Raw genomic sequence first — 20035 nt, forward strand, 5'->3', positions numbered from 1 at the left:
TCCCGTCCGTCGGCCCCGTACGCTGGGTGACGTGCCCCGGTTCCTCGCCACCCCGACCTGGCTCGCCCTGTGGGCGGGCACCGCAGTCCTGGTCGCGGGCGTGGTGGTCTGGCTCTCCGCACCGACCGCCTCGTTCGGCTGGTTCGCGTACGCCCCACTCGCCGGAGCGGTCTTCGACCCCGTGACGCACTCGTGGCAGCAGGTCGTCGGGCCGGTCCTCATCCTGGTGGGCGCGGTCGTCGCGGCCTTTGCCCTCGGTCGGCTCAGCGTGCGCCGACCGCACTGACCGTCCCAGCCGGCGCCAGGGTCACGTTCAGCGCGCGTCCGGACTCGGTCGATCGCGACTGGCACCATGGCGGGATGGCCGAGCAGTTCCTCCCCGGCGTGCCGAAGTCCGGCCGCCCTCCGCGGCCCCGTGTCCGGAAGGTCGCGCAGCACGACCTCCGCGACGCCCGCGCACGACTGCGCGGCACGATCTACGAGGACGTCGCCCCGGACGTCCGACCCCGTGAGCAGTACTCCCCCGTGCAGATCGTCGACTTCTGCCTCGACCTCGCGGAGGTGATGCTCGCCTCGGGCGCCGACACCCGGAGCGTCGAGACGGCCGTCGTCGCGGTCTCGACGAAGTGGAACCTCGCGCCGCTCGACCTCGACCTCACCGGCAGCTCGGTGACGATCCAGTACGCCCCGGCCGAGGGCCCGGCGCTCGTGAAGTTCCGCACGGTGACGATCGACGGGTCCGACCTCGGGCGCCTGGCGTGGGCGAACCAGATCGTCGACGACCTCGTGCACGGCTCGCGGGACATGACCTCGGCCGTGAGCGCCCTCGTCGCCGTGCTCCGGATGCCGCCCCGCTGGCCGACCTGGCTGGCGGACGTCGGGCTCGCGATCCTGGGGACCTCGATCGCCATGCAGGCCGGCGGTGGCTGGCGAGCAGGGGTCGGGGCCTTCGTCCTCATGATGGGGATCATCGTCTCCGGCCGGTGGCTGACCGGCCGGGGCTTCCCGCAGTTCTTCGTGTCCGGCGCGCAGGGTGCGGTGGCGTCGGCGATCGGCACCCTCGCCATCTCCGCCGGGGTCCTGCGACCCGCCGGTGCCGCGACGATGGTGGCCGCGCTCGTGGTGCTGCTCCTGCCGCACGTGTCGCTCGTCACCTGGGCGCAGGACGCGATCTCGGGGTTCCGCGCGATGGCCGTCGCGCGGGCGTTCTCGATCCTGCTCGTCATCGCCGCGATCGTCGTCGGCGTCCCGGCGGGCATCGCGCTGACGCACTGGCTGCGGATCGAGGTCGACCCGTCCGGCATCGTGCTCGACCCCCTGCCGCTCTGGGCGTCACTGTCCCTCACGGTCGTGTCCGCCGCCGCGAACTGCTTCGTGCAGCAGGCCAGCGCGCGGGTGATCCCGGTCGCGGTGGCCTTCTCGGTCACCGCCGGGGCCGCGCTGTGGGGCCTGCGGCAGCTCGGCCTCCCGCTGCTCGGCGCGACCTTCCTGGCCTCGGTGCTCCTCGGTGTCCTCGCGACCATCGCGGCGGCCCGGATGCGCACGGCGGTCGGGGCGATCGCCGTGCCGGCCTTCTGCGGAGCGCTCCTGCCCGGTGTCGCGGTGTCGAACGCGCTCCTCGCCGTGATGTCCGGGTCGTCGACGTCGGCACTCGACTTCGTGTCCGCGGTGACCGTCGCGCTGGCGATCGGCGCGGGACTCGTCCTCGGCGGACTGTTCGCGACGCCCGGTGCCCGTCGCGCCCTGCGTCGAGCGCGGAAGGTCGTGGTGCACTCGGTCCACAGCGACACGACCGCGCTGAGGGTCATCCGCGACTCCGGTTACGACCCCGGAGACGGCAGTCGACCGCGCTGGTGACGCCGGCGCGGTCGACCGGTCCGCGGCTCAGCTCGCGTCGCTGATCGCGCTCGACACCGCGGTCGGAGCGTCGTACTCGCCGTCCGGGATGTTCTTCAGCGCATCGAGGGCGTCACCGGTCGCGCCCTCGCGCTCGGCGGTGGCCACGATGTCGTCCTTCGACGCCGGGTAGTCGATGCCGCTCAGGTACTTCTGGATCTCGATCGGGTCGGGGTTCGCCACGACGGGCTCCTTCCGGTTGGGGCCTCCACCGAGTACCCCGTGCCCGCTCCGACCCCGCCCGGGTCTGCGCTGCGCGGCCAACGGGCCGCGGGTCAGATCTCCCAGCTGCCCGGGTCGCTCCACGTGGCGTGCCGGACCTGCGCCTGGGGCTGGTAGCGCTCCATCCACCCGGCCTCGAGGCGGGCGACCGCCCGGTCGAAGGCCTGGACGAGGTCCATGTCGCCGCGGAGCAGCGCCTGCAGCTGGAGTCCCTCGTAGAGGGCGATGAGCTGCTCGGCACCGCGACGCGGGTCCATCGTGTGCGGGGCCCGCCCGACGGCGATGTCCCGCTCGAGGCCGCGCTTGATCCGCGAGAAGAAGAGCTGGTAGCGCGAGCGGAGGTACGTCGACATCGGGTGCGCGGGGTTGCCCGCGACCGAGAGCAGCGCGACGAGGAGCCGCGCGAGTGCCGGGTCCTCGGCGTTCGAGGCGACGATCGCGCGCAGGAGGTCCACCGTGGGGGCGTCGCCGACCTCGGCGGTCACCTCCTCCATGCGGCCGCCGTTCCACCGGTCCACCGCGGCGAGGACGAGGCCGTCCCACGACGGGAAGTGCAGTTCGAGTTCGGTGAGCGAGATCCCCATGCGCTCGGCGACGTGCTCCGGCCGGGCCTCGTGGAAGGGCACGTCGCGCAGCAGGTCGACCGTCGCCCCCACGATGGTGATCCGCAGGTGCAGGGTGGCGGCCGCGGCCGCTGCGGCGTGCGTGTCCGCGCTGGTGTTCTCGAGCATCGTGCCCTCCGATCGCCGGACGTCCTGTCCGGGGTGCCCTCGTGGGGCACGGGGTGCACCCGATCGGGTGCACGTCCGATCCTGGTACAGATCGGGGGACACCAGAATCCCCGGTCCGGGTGTCGGCATTCCGGGGGACAACCGCGCTGCTCAGCGCCCTTCCGGGCAGTCGTGTGACGATGCCGCCATGTCACCGAACGACTCCACCGCGCAGGGCCTCGCGACCATGGCGTCGGCCGGCTTCGAGTTCGGCGGCGACGCCGACCAGGTCGCGCACGACCTCCGCACGATGTGGGAGCAGCTCGGACACCCGCCCGGCGCGTTCGAGGCCGCGGCCCGGGCGATCGCCGTGCTGCCCCAGCGCCCCGAGGTGCCGATCGCCGACCAGGCTCGCCGTCGTGCGTTCGAGCGGGCGATCGGGATCAACCCGGTCGAGGTGGAGCTCGCCGCGGCACTCGCCGCCCGCGAGTTGCTCGAGCGGATGGCACGGACCTGCGGAGCGCCCTGCTGAGCCGTCGGAGTCATCCGGACACCGAGCGACGTTAGGTGATCCGATGTAGGTGAGGCTACCCTTACCTCGTGGTTGATCTGCATGCACGCGACGTCACCGTGGGCTACCACGGCGAGGACGTCGTCCACGCCGCCTCCCTCGAGCTCGCCGGAAGCTCCGTGACGGCCCTCGTCGGCCCGAACGGTTCCGGCAAGTCGACGCTCCTCCGCACCGTCGCGCGACTGCAGCAGGCCCGCTCCGGGGCGGTCGACCTGCGCGGCGCGACCGACGCGCACGAGGTGAGCCGTGCCTCCAGGCCGCGCGGGACGGCAGGAGCCGACGCGCCCGGGACCACCGTGACCGGCACGACCACGACCAGCAGCCACGCGACCGTCACCACCGACGCGGACGTCGTCGACGGCCTCGCCCTGACGCCGAAGGCCTTCGCCCGGCAGGTCGCCCTGCTCACGCAGGGTCGGCCGGTGCCCGGCGGCCTCCGCGTCCGCGACCTCGTCGCGTTCGGCCGCCACCCGTACCGCGGCCGCTTCGGCGGTCAGGACCCCGACGGCCAGACCGTGGTGGCGCACGCCCTCGACGTGACCGGGCTCACGAGCCTGGCCGAGCGACCGGCCGACGAGCTCTCGGGCGGACAGCTCCAACGGGTCTGGCTGGCGAGCTGCCTGGCGCAGCAGACGGGCGTGCTGCTGCTCGACGAGCCGACGACCTACCTCGACCTCCGGTACCAGGTCGAGCTGCTCGACCTCGTCCGCGACCTGGCCGACCACCACGGCACGGCGGTCGGCGTCGTCCTGCACGACCTCGACCAGGCGGCCGCCGTCGCCGACCGGCTCGTGCTGCTCCGCGCCGGCGTCGTCGTCGCGGACGGCACCCCCGCCGAGGTGCTCGAGGCCGACCGGCTCTCGGACGTCTACGGCATCCGCGTCGAGGTCGACCACGACCCGACCACCGGCCGCCTCCGCACCCGCGCGGTCGGTCGGCACCACAGCCGGACCACCCCTGCACCCGCACGCTGACGGCCGCGCCGCTCGCAGCGGTCCGCGCCGACAGTCCACCCCTCACCGAACAGGAAGAACCCGAGCCGCCATGAAGCGACGACTCCTCGCCACCACCGCCATCGCCGCGGCCGCAGCCCTCGCCCTCACGGCGTGCGGTTCCACCCAGGCCGCCACCGACGCCAGCCCCTCAGCCGCGAAGATCACCGTCACGGACGCGCAGGGCACGAAGGTGACCCTCGACGGCCCCGCGAAGAAGGTCGTCGGCACCGAGTGGAACGTGGTCGAGGACCTCGAGACGCTGGGTGTCGCACCCGCGGGCGTCGCGGACGTCACGGGCTACAGCCAGTGGGACTCGAAGGTGCCGCTGACCGGGGACCCGAAGGACATCGGGACACGCGGCGAGCCGAGCACGGACACCATCGCGTCGATCGCGCCGGACCTCATCGTCGCGACGACCGACCTCAAGGACTCGGTCGTCACGCAGCTGCGGAAGATCGCACCGACGATCGTGATCGCGTCGGCGAAGTCCGGTGACCAGCTCGACACCATCAAGGACACGCTCGACCTCATCGCCGAGGCCACCGGCACGACCGCGAAGGCCGAGTCGGTCTGGAAGGCGCTCGAGGAGAAGATCGCGGAGGGCAAGCAGGAGATCGCCGACGCTGGCAAGGACGGCACGAAGGTGGCGTTCGCGGACGGCTACGTGCTGTCGAACCAGGTCACCATCCGGCCGTACACCGCCGGCTCGCTCATCGGCGCCGTGAACGAGGAACTCGGGCTCGAGAACGCCTGGACCGGCACGGGCATCGAGGGCGACGCGGCGTACGGGCTCGGCTCGACGGACGTCGAGGGGCTGACCAAGCTCCCGTCGGACACGCAGTTCCTCTACATCGACAACGCGAAGGCCAGCGAGGACGACGTCTTCGGGAAGACCCTCGCCTCGAACGCCGTGTGGAAGTCGCTGCCGTTCGTCGAGCAGGACCACGTGCACCGTCTCGACGACGGCATCTGGATGTTCGGCGGGCCGGGCGCGATGGACGCCTACGTCGACGCCGCGGTCGCCGCGCTCACGAAGTAGCGGTGCTCGACTCCGCCACGCCCCAGCGGGCCGGACGGCGCTCCCCGAGCGTCGCCCGGCCCGCGCTCGGCGTCGTGCTCCTGGTCGCCGGGATCGCCGTCGTCGCGGCGCTGGCGGCACTCGACACGACGCAGGGGACCGCGAACGTCGGCGCCGGAGCCGTCTGGAAGGCCCTGACCGGGCACGCGGACGCCGCCGACGCCTCCGTCGTGGTCGCGTCCCGGTTCCCGCGCGCCGTCGCCGGGCTCGTCGTCGGGTTCGCACTCGGTGTCGCCGGTGCCGCACTGCAGTCGGTCAGTCGGAACGTGCTCGCGGCGCCGGACACGCTCGCCGTGAACGCGGGCGCGTACCTGGCGCTCGGCGTCGTGTCCGTCGCCGGTGTGGGCCTCCCGGTCGTCGCGCAGGGCGGGGTGGCCTTCGTCGGCGGCCTGGCCGCGGCGGCCCTCGTGCTCGCGCTGTCCGGCCTCGGCAGCGGCACCCTGCGCCTCGTCCTGGCGGGGACGGCGCTCGCGCTCGGCCTCGGTTCCGTGACCCAGGCCCTGGTCCTGCTCTTCCCGCAGGAGACGCAGGGCCTCTACGCGTGGAACCAGGGCGGCATCGCCCAGAACGGCTACGACACAGTGCTGCCGATGCTGCCGGTGGTCGTCGTCGGCGTGGCCGGCTTCCTGCTCGTCTCGCACCGGGTGGACGCCCTGGCGCTCGGGGACGACGCCGCCCGTGGCCTCGGCGTCCCGGTCCGGAGCACCCGGGTCGTCGCCGTCGCCCTCGCCGTGCTGCTCTCCGCCGCGGCCGTCACGATCGCGGGGCCGATCGGCTTCGTCGGGCTGTGCGCTCCGGCACTGGTACGCCCCGTCGCGCGGACCTTCCCGACGCTGCACCGGTCGTGGGCGCTCCTGTCGGTCTCGGGCCTGGTCGGCGCCGGCATCGTGATGGGGTCCGACGTCCTCCTCCGCGCGGTGGTCCACGGCGACCGGGCGGTGTCGGTGCCGACCGGTGTCGTCACGAGCGTCGTCGGCGCGGTCTTCCTCGTCGTGATGGCGCTGCGGATGCGCGACACGGGCCAGACCACCCCGCTCGAGGTCACCCGGATCCCGGGCCGGCTCGCGGTCACGCTGACGGTGCTCGGTCTCGTCGTGGTGCTCGCCGGGGTCGTCGTCGCGGCCGTGCTCCTCGGCGACGCGAAGCTCCTGCTCGGCGACGTGGCGAACTGGCTGTCGGGCAGGGCGAACCAGGGCATCTCGTTCATCCTCGACACCCGGGTCCCGCGGGTCTCCGCCGCCCTGCTCGCCGGCGCCGCGCTCGCCCTCGCCGGCACCCTCGTGCAGGGCGTCACCCGGAACCCGCTCGCCGACCCCGGCGTGCTCGGCGTCTCGAGCGGCGCGGGACTCGGGGCGGTGCTCGTCGTCACGGCGGTCCCAGCAGCGACGACGTGGGGCGTCGCCGGTGCCGCGTTCGTCGGCGCCGCGGTCGCCGCGGTGGTGGTGTTCGGTCTCGCGGCCCGCGGGGGCTTCCGGCAGAACCGCCTCGTGCTCGTGGGTGTCGGGGTGTCGGCCGGACTCACCGCACTCATCAGCCTGCTCATCGTCGTCACGGACCCGTTCAACGCCACGAAGGCCCTGACCTGGCTGTCGGGCTCGACCTACGGCCGGACGTGGCAGGACTCGCTGCCGGTGGTCGTGGTGCTCGTGGTCGCACTCGTGCTCGTCCTCCCCCGCCACCGCGAGCTCGACCTCGTGTCGCTCGACGAGGACACACCGCGACTGCTCGGCATCCGGCTCGGGCGGGCCCGGCTCGCCCTCCTGACGCTGTCGGTGCTGCTCACGGCGACGGCCATCGCCGCGGTCGGCACGATCGGGTTCGTCGGTCTGGTGGCCCCGCACGCCGCTCGCTCGCTCGTGGGTCGCCCGCACGCCCGGGTGGTCCCGGTGGCCGTGCTGCTCGGCGCGGTGCTCGTCTGCCTCGGCGACCTCCTCGGCCGCACGGTCATCGCGCCCGCGCAGCTCGGCGCGGGGATCCTGACGGCGCTCGTCGGGACGCCCTACTTCGTGTGGCTGCTGCTGCGCTCACCCCGCGGCGCTCACTGACCGTGTTGTATTTCACATACCGGTCTGCGATGATGGAGGAGCTGGACCCGACCAGCACCCGATCAGCGACCTGACCCCGGAGGCCCGGACATGCCCGCACGACGCCGCCTCATCGCCGACATCGCCCCCGGACGCTCGGCGTTCGCTCGCTCCGTCCTCCTCGAGGCCTGGCGAGCGCTGCTCCCGGACACGTTCGACACCGCCACCCCGCTCACCCTCCGTGACCGGGTCCGGCTCGCCGGGAGCGAACGCATCACCCTGACCGACGACATCGAGCCCGCGACCCCGGGCTCGATCGCGGCCGGCACCCTCGACCTGCTGTGGATCGACCACGCCGCCGACGTCGCCGCGGTCCCGAGCACCCCCGTCGGCGTCGGACTGACAGTGGGCGCGGAGACCGACATCGGACTCTCCACGGAGGACCTCGCCGCCGCGGTCGTGGCGGTGGCCGGCGAACGCGACGCGGCCTCGATCGTCGTGTTCCGGCTGGACGAGCGCGACGGCGCACGGTCGAACGAGGTCCTCCGGGCCGTCCGCCGCATGTCCTCGATCCCCGTGGCGCTCGTCGCGCACGACATCTCGACCGACGTCACCGCGCGGCGCATCACCGACTGTGCACTCGTGGTGACGGACGACCGGACCGTCGAGCGGGTCGCACGGTCCGCTGGCGTCCCGACCGTGCGACTCGGGTCGCACGACTCCCTGACGGAGCTGTACGTCGCGCTGCACGATCCACGCTCCGACGTCGATGTCGCGGAGCTCCGGACCGCTCGGACGGTCGCTTTCGCACTCGACGCGTGGCAGCGCGNCNGGANNANNACACCCGTCCGTCCTGGGTCGCCGCTACGGCGTCGGCATCCCGCCGTCGACGTGGAGCGTCTCACCGACCACGTAGGACGACTCGCCGCTGGCGAGGAAGACGTACGCCGGCGCAAGTTCGGCCGGCTGGCCCCAGCGGCCGAGGTAGGTCTGCTCGCCCGCGGACGGCAGGGCCTCCGGCGGCTGTCCACCGGCCGGCTGCAGCGGCGTCCAGATCGGCCCGGGCGCGACTGCGTTCACGCGGATGCCCTTGGGCGCGAGCTGCGCGGCGAGGCCCTTGGCCAGGTTGTTCACGGTCGCCTTCGTGGCCGCGTAGTGCACGAGGTGCGGCGAGGGGGCGTACGCCTGGATCGAGGTCGTGTTGATGATCGTCGAGCCCGGCTGGAGGTGCGGGACGGCGGCCTTCGTGATGCGGAACGTCGCGTAGGCGTTCGTCTTGAAGGTCTCGTCGAACTCCTCGTCCGAGATCTTCGTGATGTCGTCGACGTTCTGCTGCTTGCCCGCGTTGTTCACGAGGATGTCGAGCCCGCCCAGGCCGTCGACGGCCTTCGCGACCAGCTCCTCGCACCACTCCTTCGACGTGATGTCACCGGGCAGCGCGACCGCCGTGCGGCCGGCGGCCTCGATGAGTCCGACGATGCGCTTCGCGTCCTCTTCCTCCTCGGGCAGGTACGAGATCGCCACGTCGGCGCCCTCGCGGGCGTAGGCGATGGCGACGGCCGCCCCGATGCCGGAGTCTCCGCCGGTGACGAGCGCCTTCCGGCCCTCGAGTCGGCCCGAGCCGCGGTAGGTGTCCTCACCGTGGTCGGCCGGGACGTTCTGCGCCATCTCCTCGTCGGTTCCGGCGCCCGGCAGGTACTGCTCGTCGGGCTTCTTGTCCGCGTACATCGCGGTCGGGTCCTGCATCGTGTACTGGTCCGTCATGGCCCGTACGGTACGCACCCGTCGCAGCGCTCCCGCCCAGCCCGGTGTCCCCCGGACGTCCTCGTCGAAGATCACGGTCCGGTGACGGGCGTGAACCGATTCGGTAACACCTGTCGCCCGACGAGGGACGACGACGTACGGTCGACGGATGACCTTCCGCCCCGCACTCGCGCTCGGCGTCGCCGTGCTCGCCGCGTCGGCGACCACGATCGCGTCCGGAGCGCCCGCCCGGGCATCGGAGCCGTCGTGGGGATCGTCCTCCGCCCCGCGCGTGACGAACGGCACGCTCGCGCACGTGGACGCGGTCGAGCTCCACGCGGAGTCGCTCGTCTTCGAACGCGACGACCGCACCGTCGCCGTGGTCTCCATGCGCGACGCCCGCACGACCGTCGACGTGCTCGACCGACTGCTGGGCACGCCGGCCCGGACGCACACGGCCGAGGGCGACGGTGGCGCGTGCTTCCCCGCCGGCACGACCTACACGTGGGGTGGGGCGGTCCGGGTCGCGGCCCTGGCGACGCCCGCGGACCTCGGCAACGCGGTCGAGATCCGCGTCCTCCGCGACGACGTCCGGACGCGGAACGGCACCACGGTCGAGCTCTCCGGCCCGCGCGGCGTGCAGGTCGGTGACGACATCGCGGGACGGATCGCGAAGACGGACCGCGCCGACCGGATGTCCTTCGGGGCGGGCGACGAGGACGAGCCGTCGGCCTGGCAGGTGCTGCTCCAACGCGGCTGGGACGCGACCGACGGATCGAGCGACGACAGACGGGCGGACACCACGAGCGACGACCCCGCGCGGACCGCCGCGGTCCGCGCGGACGAGGACGGCCGGAACGGCGTCTCGGCGCTCACCGACGGGACCACCGTGGCCGTGCTCGGCTCACCGATGCCGGTCAACGCCACCCGGAGCTGCTGACCGTCAGACGCGGATCGACGCGATCACCGGGAAGTGGTCGCTCGCGAACCACGTCTCCGGGCCGTCGTGGTCGATCACGACACGGTCGACGCCGCGCACACCACGGGCGAACACCCAGTCGATGCGCTCTCCCGACGACACCGGAGGCGCCCAGTCGTTGAACGTGGCGGTGCGGTCGTCCGGGTCCCCGGCCACCGTCCATGCGTCCTCGAACCCCGCCTCGGCGAGCACACGCGATGCGGCTCCGGCACCGGCGGGCTCGTTGCAGTCGCCGGCGACGAGCACGGGGCCGTCGGTCGCTGCGAGCCGTTCGACGATCAGCGCTGCGCTCTTCGCCCGGACCTCGTCGCCGTGTGCGCCCTCCTCGTGGTCGAGGTGCGTGGTCAGCAGGGTGAACGCGTCGCCGTCCACGTCGACGAACCGGACGTGGTTCGCGATGCGTGGGTACGCGCTGCCCCAGGTGTTCGACACCGGTTCGTCCGGGGTGTCTGACATCCAGAACGAGCCCTGGTCGACGGGTCGGAGCCGAGACCGTCGGAAGAAGACCGCGGCGTGCTCACCCGCGGTGCCGCCCTCCCGTCCCTGGCCGACGTCGCCGTGGTCGGGCAGGCCCGCACGGAGGTCGTCCATCTGGTGGTCGAACGCCTCCTGCACGCAGAGCAGGTCGGGGTCGTGCCGGCGGACGACGTCGAGCAGCACCGGGAGCCGTCCGGGCCAGTCGTGGGCGGGGTCCGGGTTCTTCACGTTGTAGGTCATCAGGGTGATCGGACGCACGGCGTTGTTCACCGCTCGAACCTACCGAGCGGCGCGCTGGGACGCCATGGTCCGTCGCAGTGTGAGCACGCCGTCCCGGGCTCGGGTCTTCGCCGTGCCGAGCGGGAGGCCGAGCTCCGCAGCCAGCTCCGGACCGGACAGTCCGACGAGGTGCCGGAGGACGACCGCCTCCCGTTGGCGTGGCGGCAACCGGACGATCGCACGCCGGAGGGCCGTCCGGTCGAGGACGCTCTCCGCGCGTTCCTGGCTCGCGAGGTCGACGGGCTCGTGGTCGCGGGCACCGATCCGCAGGTCGCGGTCCCGGTCGGCGACGCTCTTGCGCACCCGGTCGATCGCTCGGCGGTTCGCGATCGTCCGCACCCAGGCGATCACGGAGTGCGACGGGTCGTACCGCCCGGCGATCGTCCAGAGCTCCAGGAACACGTCCTGGACGACCTCTTCGGCCTGGGTCGGGTCGGTCAGCTGGTGCCGGACGTAGCGCTCGACGATCGGCCGCAGGCGTCGGTGCAGCGCTGTGAAGGCCGCCTGGTCGCCGCCGGCGACCGCGAGCATGAGCGCGCGCTCTTCCGCTCGGACGGCGAGGAGGTCAGCATGCACATCTGATATCTTGCATGTTGATCACGGGAGGGGCAAGTCCGGAGGTCCGCGTCCTCAGTTGATGCAGACGTTCGCCTTGCCGTAGTTGTGCACGTCCGTGGACTTCGGCGACGGCTCCTTGCTCGGCCGCGCGTCCGGCTTCTTCGTGGAGGTCGATCCCCCGGACCCCCCGGAGGACGGCTTCGAGGCCGACGACCCGGGCTGTGACGGCGCCGAGACCGTCTTGCCGTCCGAACCGAGGACCAGCGTCACACCGGTGACCGCGCTGGTGCGGACCGCGACCGCGCCCGGGGTCACCCGCACGACGGCCTTGGCCTGCGACTCCATGCCCTTCGGGTACTGCACCTGCGTCGCCTTCGTCGTGTCCGACGATCCCGGAGCACCCACCTGGAACCCACGCGCGGTGAGGTTCTGGGTCGCCGCCGCCGCCGCACCCTCGACCCCGCTGCCGTTGAGCACCGTGACGGTGGTGTTCGCCGGCTGCGCACGCCCGGCCTTCGTGTACGCCTCCGGCTCGCCGACGAGGCCCTGCACGAAGGCCGGGAGGCCGACCTCGTCCACCTGGACGATGGACAGCGCCGAGCCGTTGACGTAGATGGTCGGGGTGCCGAGCGTCGGGATCGTCGCCGACTGGATGTTGCCCGGTCGGAGGTTCCGCATCTGCGAGCCGAGCGAGACGAGGTCGGTGTCGGTCTGGATCGACCCACCGACCGCCTTGAGGATGTTGCCGAGCTTGATCGGGTTGAGCAGGGTCCCGGCGGAGAGCACCTTGCGCGCCTCCTGCGACAGGAAGTACTGCTGCCGGACGTTGCGGTCGAGGTCGCCGTTCGGGAGACCGTGCCGCTGCCGCACGAACGAGAGCGCCTGCTTGGCGTCGAGCGTCGACTTCCCCTTCGGCAGGTTCACGCCGGAGTACGGGTCGTTGACCGCGTTGTTGAGGCAGACGTTCACCGGACCGAGTTCCTTGACGACCTGGTAGAAGCCGAGCAGCGAGACACGGACGTAGTGGTCGATCTGCAACCCGCTGACGTTCTCGATCGTCTGGATGAGCAGCTTCGCTCCCCCGGTGTCGCCGCCCCCGTTCAGCGTGCCGTAGTAGAAGGCGCTGTTGAGCTTGCCCTTGCCCACGTTCGGGATGTCGACGTAGGAGTCGCGCGGGAACGAGATCATCGTCGCCTGGGAGCCGTCCGCGTTGATGTGCAGGACGATCATCGTGTCGGTGTTCGTCGCACCGCCGTCCGACTCCGTGCTGAGCTCGGCCATCTGCTCGGGGGTGGCGTTGTCCGGTCGGTGGTCGTCACCGACGAGCAGGATGTTCTGCGCCTGACCGTCGACGTCGTTCTTGGTGTCCTTCTTGCCCGTGATCGCGTTGATGATCGTCACGTTGCTGGCCAGCTGGTCGTACGTGTAGAACGCGTACGCACCACTGAGCGCGATCGCCATCGTGAGCACGCCCGCGACGGCCGGGAACACGGCGCTCAGGCGGCGCTTCTGGCGCCCGTGGCGGGGCGGCACGGAGCCGCGGCGGGCGCGGCGGGTCGTCTCGTCGGGTGCTTCGCTCACCCGGAAAGGGTAACCGCAGTGCTCGGACGTGCGATGAGAACGCCCGGTCGATCCGCGAAGAGCGCCTGGCTCAGTGTTCGCGCGCGGGAAGGAGGTGCACGGCCTCCATGGCGAGCTCGGCGGCGATCGGGTCCTTCGCGAGCACCGCGGCCTTGAGCTTCTCGAGCTCCGGCAGGACGGTGTCCGCGGGGATGAGCTCCGGCAGTTCCGGTACCCGGAGCTTGAACGCCAGACCGTCGGTCGTCGACCGGCAGAGCGCCGCGAGCGATGCGTTGCCGCAGGCCTCGACCCACATCGAGTAGATGCTCGCACCCTCACGGGCGACCTCGTCCTGCTTGCCCTTCGTGCTCCGCGCGATGACGTCGTCGAGCATCTTGACGACCTTCTTGCGCTGCGGCTCGGTGAAGCGGGGCACGGCGAGCCGGACCACCCCGCCGTAGATCACACCGAGGGTCCGGTACGCGTCGAGCAGTTCGTCCTTGGTCGGCGCCGCCACCCGGGTGTACCGGTTCGGCGCCATCTCGATCAGCCCCGACCGGGCGAGTTCCGCGAGGGCTTCGCGGATGGGCGTGCGGGAGACGCCGAGCCAGGCGATGAGGTCGTCGTCGTTCAGCCGCTCGCCCGGCTCCAGCGTGCCGTCCATGATCGCGTCGCGGATCTTGTCCTGCACCGTGTCGCGGAGGAGCTTCCGCTCGGCGGCGGGCTGGGTCGAGGGCACTGGCATGGCACCAGCGTGTCACATGTGATGGGCCGGGCGCGACAGGCGCGACGGCCACCACGCCCGACGCCCGAGTTCGACGGCGAGCGCCGGGACGAGCAGCGAGCGCACCACCACCGTGTCGAGCAGGACGCCGAAGGCGACCACGAACGCGATCTGCACGAGGAACAGGATCGGGATCACGCCGAGCGCCGCGAACGTCGCCGCGAGCACGATGCCGGCCGAGGTGATGACACCGCCGGTCACACCGAGTCCGCGCAGCACACCCTCGCGCGGGCCGTGCCGCAGCGCCTCCTCCCGGACCCGGGTCATGAGGAAGATGTTGTAGTCGACGCCGAGTGCCACGAGGAACACGAACGAGTACAGCGGCACGGACGGGTCGGCCCCGGGGAAGTGGAACACGTGGTCGAACACGAGCGCCCCGACGCCGAGCGCCGCCGCGAAGGACACGATCACGCTGCCGATGAGGACGAGCGGCGCCACGATGCTCCGCAGCAGGAGCATGAGGATGAGCAGGATGACCGCGAGGACGACCGGGATGATGACCGAGCGGTCACGGATGCCCGTGTCGTTCGTGTCGAGCGCGGTCGCGGTGACCCCGCCGACGATCGCGTCCGGGTCCACCCGTTCCACGGCGGTCCGGAGGTCGCGGACGGTCTGCTCCGCCGCCGCGGAGTCGGCCGGGTCGGCGAGGGTGGCCTCGAGGAGGACGTCGCCGCGCGAGACCGTCGGCTCGGCGGTCGGGCCGGAGCCGCCACCGCCCGCGCCGGACCGAGCCGAGCCGGAGCCGCCACCGCCCACGCCGGACCGAGCCGAGCCGGAGCCACCACCAGCGCTCGCGCCGGACCCGTCGGTGACGGCGACCGTGCCGGACGGGGAGTCCTTCGCGGCCGCGACCACGCCGTCGACCCCGTCGACCCCGCGGACGGTCCGGATGAGCTCGTCGAGCGAGTCCGCGCGTCCGATGACCTGCGCCGGGCTGCCGGAACCGCCCGGGAAGTGGTCGGCGAGCACGTCCTGCCCGTCCCGGGCCTGGGATGCCCCGATGACGAGGTCGCTCTGCGGCACGCCGTCGGCCCGCAGGCCGGACAGCCCGGCCCCCATGGCGAGGAGGCCGACCGTGCACACGACCCAGACGACGCGTGACCGACGCGCCACGAGCCTCCCGACCGACGCCCACAGGCCCTTCGCGTCCGGACCGGTCACGACGGGGTGGGCGGACCCGTACGCCGGCCGGAGCGGCCAGAAGGCCGCGCGCCGGAAGGCGAGGAGGAGCGCCGGCAGCAGCGTGAGCGCCGCGAGCAGGCTGAACGCGATGCCGATCGCTGCCACCGGCCCGAGCGCCTTGTTCGAGTTGAGGTCGGAGAACAGGAGGCAGAGGACACCCACGATGACCGTGCCACCGGACGCCAGGATCGGTTCGAGGCTGCCCCGGAGCGCGGCCTTCGTGGCGTCCCACCCGGTGCGGTGGTCACGGAGGGCCTCCCGGTAGCGCGCCGTGTAGAGCAGCGCGTAGTCCGTCGCGGCGCCGATCACGAGGATCGAGAGGATGCCCTGCACCTGCCCGTTGACGGTCACGAGGTCGGCCTTCGCCAGCCACCACACCACGAGGATCGAGGCGCAGAGCGCGAACGAGGCGGTGCTCAGCACGAGGACCGGCAGGAGTGGCGACCGGTACACGACGATGAGGATCACGAACACGGCGGCGAGGGCGACGCCGAGCAACAGCCCGTCGATGCCGGCGAAGGCTGCGGTCAGGTCGGCCGTGAAGCCGGCCGGCCCGGTGACGAAGCCGCGAACGCCCGTCGGCAGGGCGTCGTCGACGTCCGCCCGGATCGCCTCCACCGCGTCGCCGGTCTCGGCCGTCTGCGTCAGTGTGGCGACGATCTCGACCGCGTCCCCGTCCTCGCTCGGGATGACCGGGCTGACACCCTGGACGTCGCCGCGGTCGCCGAGGTCCTCCGCGAGACGGTCTGCCGCAGCGAGGTCGGTGCGCGTCAAGCCGCCCGCACGGTCGAGGACCACGATGGCCGGGGCACCGGATGCCTGCCGGAACTCGGACGCTCGCTCCTGCACCTTCGTGGCGTCCGCCGAGGCCGGGAGGAAGGACGTCTGGTCGTTCGTCGAGACCTCGGCGATCTTGCCGAAGTAGGGACCGCCGACGGACGCGACGGCGAGCCAGGCGACGATGACGACGGCGGGGAGCACGATTCGGAGGAAGCGGGACACGGTGCGAGCGTACACCGATCGTCAGCATGCTGATCATCTGTCGTCGATGCCCGCTCCGTAGGATGCTGCCATGGAGGAACAGCCCGCGGCATGGCCCATGGGGCGCCTGCTGGCCGCGGCCGCACGACGTGTCGAGCGCGACTGGGACGAGCGACTGCGCGAGATCGGGCTCCCGCACGCCGGGCTCATCGCGATCGACATCCTGATCCGGACCGGTCCGACCGGCGCCGACACGGTCGCCCGCGCGGCACGGGTGCAGCCCCAGACGATGTCCCGCACGCTCGAGCGGCTCGAGCGGGACGGCCTCGTCGAACGCTCGCCGCACCCGGAGGACCGTCGGCGGCGCGTGGTCACGGTGACCGATGCCGGGCGGGCCGCATGGGACACGGCGAAGCACATCGAGCGCGAGGTCCTGCCCGAGGACGCAGCGTTGCGTGGGGCGCTCGCAGCGATCATGAGCCGGACGAATTCCTAGCATCTGATATTGCACATGCGGTACTCTGGGAGGGTCGGCATCAGGGCCGGCCCGCATCCCAGGAGACCATGTGTCCGAACGCCGTGCAGCCAGAGCCGCCGCAGGGGCGGCTGCCGCCGAATCCCACGACCGACCGCGACCCGGCGTCGGCGCGCCGCGACGCGCTGCACCGGCGAGCGTCAGGCCAGGGAGCGGGGATCTGCCGGGGGGCAGCGATCGATCCGGCGGCAACGGCCGGGTGGGTGGCACCGATCGGCCGGACCGCGTCCGGCAGCGCAACGACAGCGGGCGATCGAACCCCTCGAGGCGACGGCGACGCAGGCGCCCGTTCCTCGTCGCGCTCCTCGCGACGATCGGGACCCTCGCGGGACTGGCCACGGTCATCGCGGTGGTCGCCAGTGTCTTCATCGGCGGTCTCGCTCGCAGCTTCGACCAGAGCACCACCATCGACCACGCCTTCCCCAGCGGCGAGCGCCCCGCTCCGGTGGACGGCGTCGAGAACATCCTCCTGATCGGGTCGGACTCCCGCGCGTCGCTCGATCCGAACGGTGACGGCGTCATGGGCGGCCGCGCGGACACGCTGATGCTCCTGCACCTCCCGGCCGACCGCAAGCGCGCCTACCTCATGTCGATCATGCGCGACTCGTGGGTCGACATCCCCGGCCACGGGACCGCGAAGATCAACGCGGCGTTCAGCTGGGGCGGAGTCCCGCTCGTCGTCCGAACCGTCGAGGAACTCCTCGACTCCCGCATCGACCACGTCGCCGAGATCGACTTCGCCGGTTTCCGCGACATGACGAACGCACTCGGTGGCGTGACCGTGGACTCGCCGCGTGCGTTCACCGCCCGCGAGGGCGACGAGTTCGTCGCCGGCCCGAACCGCCTCGACGGCGACGCGGCGTTGGCCTTCGTCCGCGAGCGATACGCCTTCGCCGACGCCGACCACACCCGGGTCCGCAACCAGCAGGCCTTCATGCGCGGCGTGCTCGACGGGGCCCTTTCGCGCGGCACCATCACGAACCCCGGTCGCATCCGGGCCTTCGTGGACGCGACGACCAGGTACTTGTCCGTCGACGCCGGCCTCGACCTCCGCACGCTCGTCGACCTCGGGTGGTCCCTGCGCGGCGTCAGGTCGTCCGACCTCGTGACCTTCACGATGCCGACGGCCGGCGGTGGGACCTCGAGCGACGGCCAGTCGTACGTCGCCGTGAACACCCTCGCGGTGCAGTCGCTGTCGCAGGCGCTGCGGTCGGACGACGTCGCCGGGTGGCTCGCGGAGAACCCGCAGTAGCCCGACGACGACGGAACCCCCTCGACCGAGGTCGAGGGGGTTCCGTCACGCAGTCGCGGCGATCAGGCCGGGAGCTGCAGGGTCTGACCCGCGTAGATGAGGTTCGGGTCGTCGATCGTCGACGTGTTCGCCGCCCAGAGCTGCTTCCAGCCGCCCTCGACGTCGAGCTTCGCGGCGATCTTGTCGAGCGTGTCACCCGACGCGATCTTGTAGGTCTTGCCGCTGGTCGCCACCGCGGCCGGCTTGCTCGAGGCAGCCGGGGCCGTCGCCTTCGGGGCCGCCTGCTGCGGCGCCGCCGGCGTGGTGCTCTGCTGCGGCGCAGCCTGCGTCGTGCTCTGCTGCGGAGCGGCCTGGGTCGCCGGTGCGGCGGGCTGCGGCGTGGCGGCCGTCGGAGCAGCACCGGTGGTGCCGCTCAGACCGAGCTTCGCGGAGCAGGCCGGCCATGCGCCCCAGCCCTGGGACGCGAGGACGCGCTCGGCGACGGCGATCTGGGTCTCGCGGCTGGCAGCGGCCGGGTTGCCCGAGCCGCCGTTGGCCTGCCACGTCCCCAGCGTGAACTGGAGACCGCCGTAGAAACCGTTGCCGGTGTTGATCGCCCAGTTACCACCGGACTCGCACTGTGCGAGCGCGTCCCAGGTCGAACCGGACGCTGCGTTCGCGGGCGCAGCCGCGAGGCCGACACCCGTCGCGGCGATGCCTGCGAAGGCGAGGCCACCGACGATGGTGCGGGTACGGGAAAGCTTCTTCATGTGATTGCTCCACCGGGACCGCGCGCCGGAGTTCCGACCTGTCCACTGCCCGTCCCGACCGTCCGCGGTCACGTTGTGGGGTGCGCCACCGGGGGCAGTGGTCTCGCGCCGGTGGCACCTCGGTCGGCCACCATAGGAAACTCCGCACCGTTATCAAACTGAGACAAACGGTTCTACCCTTCGGTGCTATGTCCCCCACGGTGAAACCTGTACGCCCCGATCGCCGTGCTCGCGCAGATGGTGCTGTACCCGGGTACATTCGCTTGGCAATTCCCTGGGAAAGTCGGCCAGGAGGCTCGGATCACCGTCTCGACAGCACGGTCACGGCCTCGAGGTGGCCGGTCTGCGGGAACATGTCGAGGACCCGGACGCGGTCGAGTCGGAAGGACGGCATGCGTGCCAGGTCCTTCGCGAGGGTCACCGGGTTGCAGCTCGAGTAGACGACGTGGTCGACGCTCGACGCTTCGAGCCAGTCCGCCAGCGTCACACCGATCCCGCGCCGGGGCGGGTTGACCACGACGAGTTCCGGCACGGCGTCCGGACGGGCTCGGAGCGCGTGCTCGGTGGCGTCGTCGGCGGCGAACCGGACGTCGGTCAGGCCGGCCTCGCGAGCGGACTGTCCCGCCGAACGGACGGCCTCGCGGCTGGTCTCGATGCCCGTCACCGCAAGGCCGGGGCGAGCGGCGTGCAGGGCGAAGCCGCCGACCCCGCAGTACAGGTCCCACATCGAGGCGGGGTCCACCTCGTCGATCCACGCGGTGGCCTGCTCGTACAGCCGCGCGGCGACGACGGTGTTGGTCTGGAAGAAGCTCTGCGGACGGAGGTGCATCGTGACGTCCCCCATCCGCATCGGCAGCGTCGCCTGCTCGGTCAGGAGCACCTCGCGGTCGCCTTCGGTGACGGCCTTGTGCTCGGGGAGCAGGTTCGCCGTGACCACCACGGCCTCCGGCAGCACGGAGCGGAGCGCGGCGAGGTGCTCGCGGAGCCGGGGCAGCTGTCCCTCCGAACGCAGCACGAAGCGGACCATGAGCTCGCCGTCGGGTGACTCCGTCACGAGGACGAACTTCAGCTCACCCCGCCGGGCGGCGACGTCGTACGGGATCAGTCCGGCGTCGGCGATGAACCGTGCGAGGACCGGCAGCGCGCGCTGGATGCCGGGCGTGCAGATGCCGCAGTGCTGCAGGTCCACCCCGCGCTGGCGGTGGTCGAGGATGCCGACGGTCGGGTGCTGCACGGAGCCGCCGACCACCATCTTCGCCTTGTTGCGGTAGGCCGACTCCGGACTCGTGATCGCGGGGAGCCACTCGACCGCACCCGGACCGCCCGCAGCCTCGACCGCATCGTGGAGCAGCTCGCGCGTCCGGATCTCCTTGTCGAGGACCTGGTCGGCGTACGGCTGGCCCATGAGCGTGCACGATCGGCACACCCCGCGGTCGAAGTAGTCGCACTGCATGGCCGTC

20 protein-coding genes are annotated in these 20035 nt (G+C 72.2%); 9 read left to right on the forward strand and 11 right to left on the reverse strand.

Translation table 11 applies throughout. The features are described from left to right. Nucleotides 1–31 precede the first annotated feature (31 nt). Both I59_RS04635 and I59_RS04640 read left to right on the forward strand, forming a co-directional pair. The gene (locus tag I59_RS04635) at nucleotides 32–286 is read left to right on the forward strand and encodes a hypothetical protein (protein WP_148286086.1); all 255 of its coding nucleotides are present in this window, start codon (nucleotides 32–34) and stop codon (nucleotides 284–286) included. Nucleotides 287–360: 74 nt separating this feature from the next. Beyond that, nucleotides 361–1857: a threonine/serine exporter ThrE family protein gene (locus tag I59_RS04640; RefSeq protein ID WP_022902871.1), complete on the forward strand. Its 1497-nt coding sequence runs from the start codon at nucleotides 361–363 to the stop codon at nucleotides 1855–1857. A gap of 27 nt (nucleotides 1858–1884) precedes the next feature. Here the strand turns inward: I59_RS04640 and I59_RS04645 are convergent, their stop codons facing one another. Together I59_RS04645 and I59_RS04655 are read right to left on the reverse strand one after the other, a co-directional pair. Continuing rightward, the gene (locus I59_RS04645; protein ID WP_022902872.1) at nucleotides 1885–2079 is read right to left on the reverse strand and encodes a DUF2795 domain-containing protein; all 195 of its coding nucleotides are present in this window, start codon (nucleotides 2077–2079) and stop codon (nucleotides 1885–1887) included. A gap of 92 nt (nucleotides 2080–2171) precedes the next feature. After that, nucleotides 2172–2849: a TetR/AcrR family transcriptional regulator gene (locus I59_RS04655; RefSeq protein ID WP_031272895.1), complete on the reverse strand. Its 678-nt coding sequence runs from the start codon at nucleotides 2847–2849 to the stop codon at nucleotides 2172–2174. A 187-nt stretch (nucleotides 2850–3036) separates the two neighbouring features. Here I59_RS04655 and I59_RS04660 point away from each other — a divergent pair, with 187 nt between their 5' ends. The 4 genes from I59_RS04660 (at nucleotide 3037) to I59_RS04675 (ending at nucleotide 7517) form a co-directional block, all read left to right on the forward strand. Beyond that, nucleotides 3037–3360: a hypothetical protein gene (locus tag I59_RS04660; RefSeq protein WP_022902873.1), complete on the forward strand. Its 324-nt coding sequence runs from the start codon at nucleotides 3037–3039 to the stop codon at nucleotides 3358–3360. A 68-nt stretch (nucleotides 3361–3428) separates the two neighbouring features. Then, complete coding sequence (locus I59_RS04665; protein WP_031272896.1) at nucleotides 3429–4373, forward strand: ABC transporter ATP-binding protein; 945 nt, start codon at nucleotides 3429–3431, stop codon at nucleotides 4371–4373. A 70-nt stretch (nucleotides 4374–4443) separates the two neighbouring features. Then, entirely contained in the window at nucleotides 4444–5433 is a 990-nt protein-coding gene (locus tag I59_RS04670; protein ID WP_022902875.1) for an iron-siderophore ABC transporter substrate-binding protein, read from the forward strand. 2 nt (nucleotides 5434–5435) lie between these two features. Further along, complete coding sequence (locus tag I59_RS04675) at nucleotides 5436–7517, forward strand: iron ABC transporter permease (protein ID WP_022902876.1); 2082 nt, start codon at nucleotides 5436–5438, stop codon at nucleotides 7515–7517. Between the two features lie 12 nt (nucleotides 7518–7529). Here I59_RS04675 and I59_RS04680 read toward each other — a convergent pair whose 3' ends face one another. After that, nucleotides 7530–8090 carry a hypothetical protein gene (locus I59_RS04680; RefSeq protein ID WP_148286087.1) on the reverse strand — a complete coding sequence of 187 codons (561 nt, stop codon included), beginning with the start codon at nucleotides 8088–8090 and terminating at the stop codon, nucleotides 7530–7532. A gap of 270 nt (nucleotides 8091–8360) precedes the next feature. Continuing rightward, on the reverse strand, nucleotides 8361–9260 hold the full coding sequence (locus I59_RS04685) for an SDR family oxidoreductase (RefSeq protein WP_022902878.1): 900 nt from the start codon (nucleotides 9258–9260) through the stop codon (nucleotides 8361–8363). Nucleotides 9261–9408: 148 nt separating this feature from the next. Between I59_RS04685 and I59_RS04690 the strand changes: the two genes are divergently transcribed. Then, entirely contained in the window at nucleotides 9409–10179 is a 771-nt protein-coding gene (locus tag I59_RS04690; RefSeq protein WP_022902879.1) for a hypothetical protein, read from the forward strand. Nucleotides 10180–10182: 3 nt separating this feature from the next. Here I59_RS04690 and I59_RS04700 read toward each other — a convergent pair whose 3' ends face one another. The 5 genes from I59_RS04700 to I59_RS04720 all read right to left on the reverse strand — a co-directional run bounded on the left by I59_RS04700 (nucleotide 10183) and on the right by I59_RS04720 (nucleotide 16060). Beyond that, a complete protein-coding gene (locus I59_RS04700; protein ID WP_049976525.1) occupies nucleotides 10183–10965 on the reverse strand; it encodes an endonuclease/exonuclease/phosphatase family protein in 783 nt (260 codons plus the stop codon). Between the two features lie 9 nt (nucleotides 10966–10974). After that, a complete protein-coding gene (locus I59_RS04705) occupies nucleotides 10975–11550 on the reverse strand; it encodes a sigma-70 family RNA polymerase sigma factor (RefSeq protein ID WP_148286088.1) in 576 nt (191 codons plus the stop codon). A gap of 54 nt (nucleotides 11551–11604) precedes the next feature. After that, nucleotides 11605–13113, reverse strand: a complete 1509-nt coding sequence (locus tag I59_RS04710; protein ID WP_022902880.1) for an LCP family protein — start codon at nucleotides 13111–13113, stop codon at nucleotides 11605–11607. Between the two features lie 70 nt (nucleotides 13114–13183). Next, entirely contained in the window at nucleotides 13184–13837 is a 654-nt protein-coding gene (locus tag I59_RS20640) for a GntR family transcriptional regulator (protein WP_022902881.1), read from the reverse strand. A 12-nt stretch (nucleotides 13838–13849) separates the two neighbouring features. After that, entirely contained in the window at nucleotides 13850–16060 is a 2211-nt protein-coding gene (locus tag I59_RS04720; RefSeq protein ID WP_049976528.1) for an efflux RND transporter permease subunit, read from the reverse strand. Nucleotides 16061–16130: 70 nt separating this feature from the next. On the opposite strand from I59_RS04720, the gene I59_RS04725 reads away from it, so the two are divergent. After that, the gene (locus I59_RS04725; RefSeq protein ID WP_042726466.1) at nucleotides 16131–16535 is read left to right on the forward strand and encodes a MarR family winged helix-turn-helix transcriptional regulator; all 405 of its coding nucleotides are present in this window, start codon (nucleotides 16131–16133) and stop codon (nucleotides 16533–16535) included. Between the two features lie 388 nt (nucleotides 16536–16923). Continuing rightward, entirely contained in the window at nucleotides 16924–17826 is a 903-nt protein-coding gene (locus tag I59_RS04730; RefSeq protein WP_148286089.1) for an LCP family protein, read from the forward strand. 62 nt (nucleotides 17827–17888) lie between these two features. Here the strand turns inward: I59_RS04730 and I59_RS04735 are convergent, their stop codons facing one another. Further along, nucleotides 17889–18575: a transglycosylase family protein gene (locus I59_RS04735; RefSeq protein WP_022902884.1), complete on the reverse strand. Its 687-nt coding sequence runs from the start codon at nucleotides 18573–18575 to the stop codon at nucleotides 17889–17891. Nucleotides 18576–18876: 301 nt separating this feature from the next. After that, nucleotides 18877–20028 (reverse strand): 23S rRNA (uracil(747)-C(5))-methyltransferase RlmC, encoded by a 1152-nt coding sequence (rlmC, locus tag I59_RS04740; protein WP_022902885.1) that lies wholly within the window; start codon nucleotides 20026–20028, stop codon nucleotides 18877–18879. Nucleotides 20029–20035 lie beyond the last annotated feature (7 nt).

The sequence above is a fragment of the Curtobacterium sp. B8 genome (assembly GCF_000333315.1).
Lineage (GTDB): Bacteria > Actinomycetota > Actinomycetes > Actinomycetales > Microbacteriaceae > Curtobacterium > Curtobacterium luteum.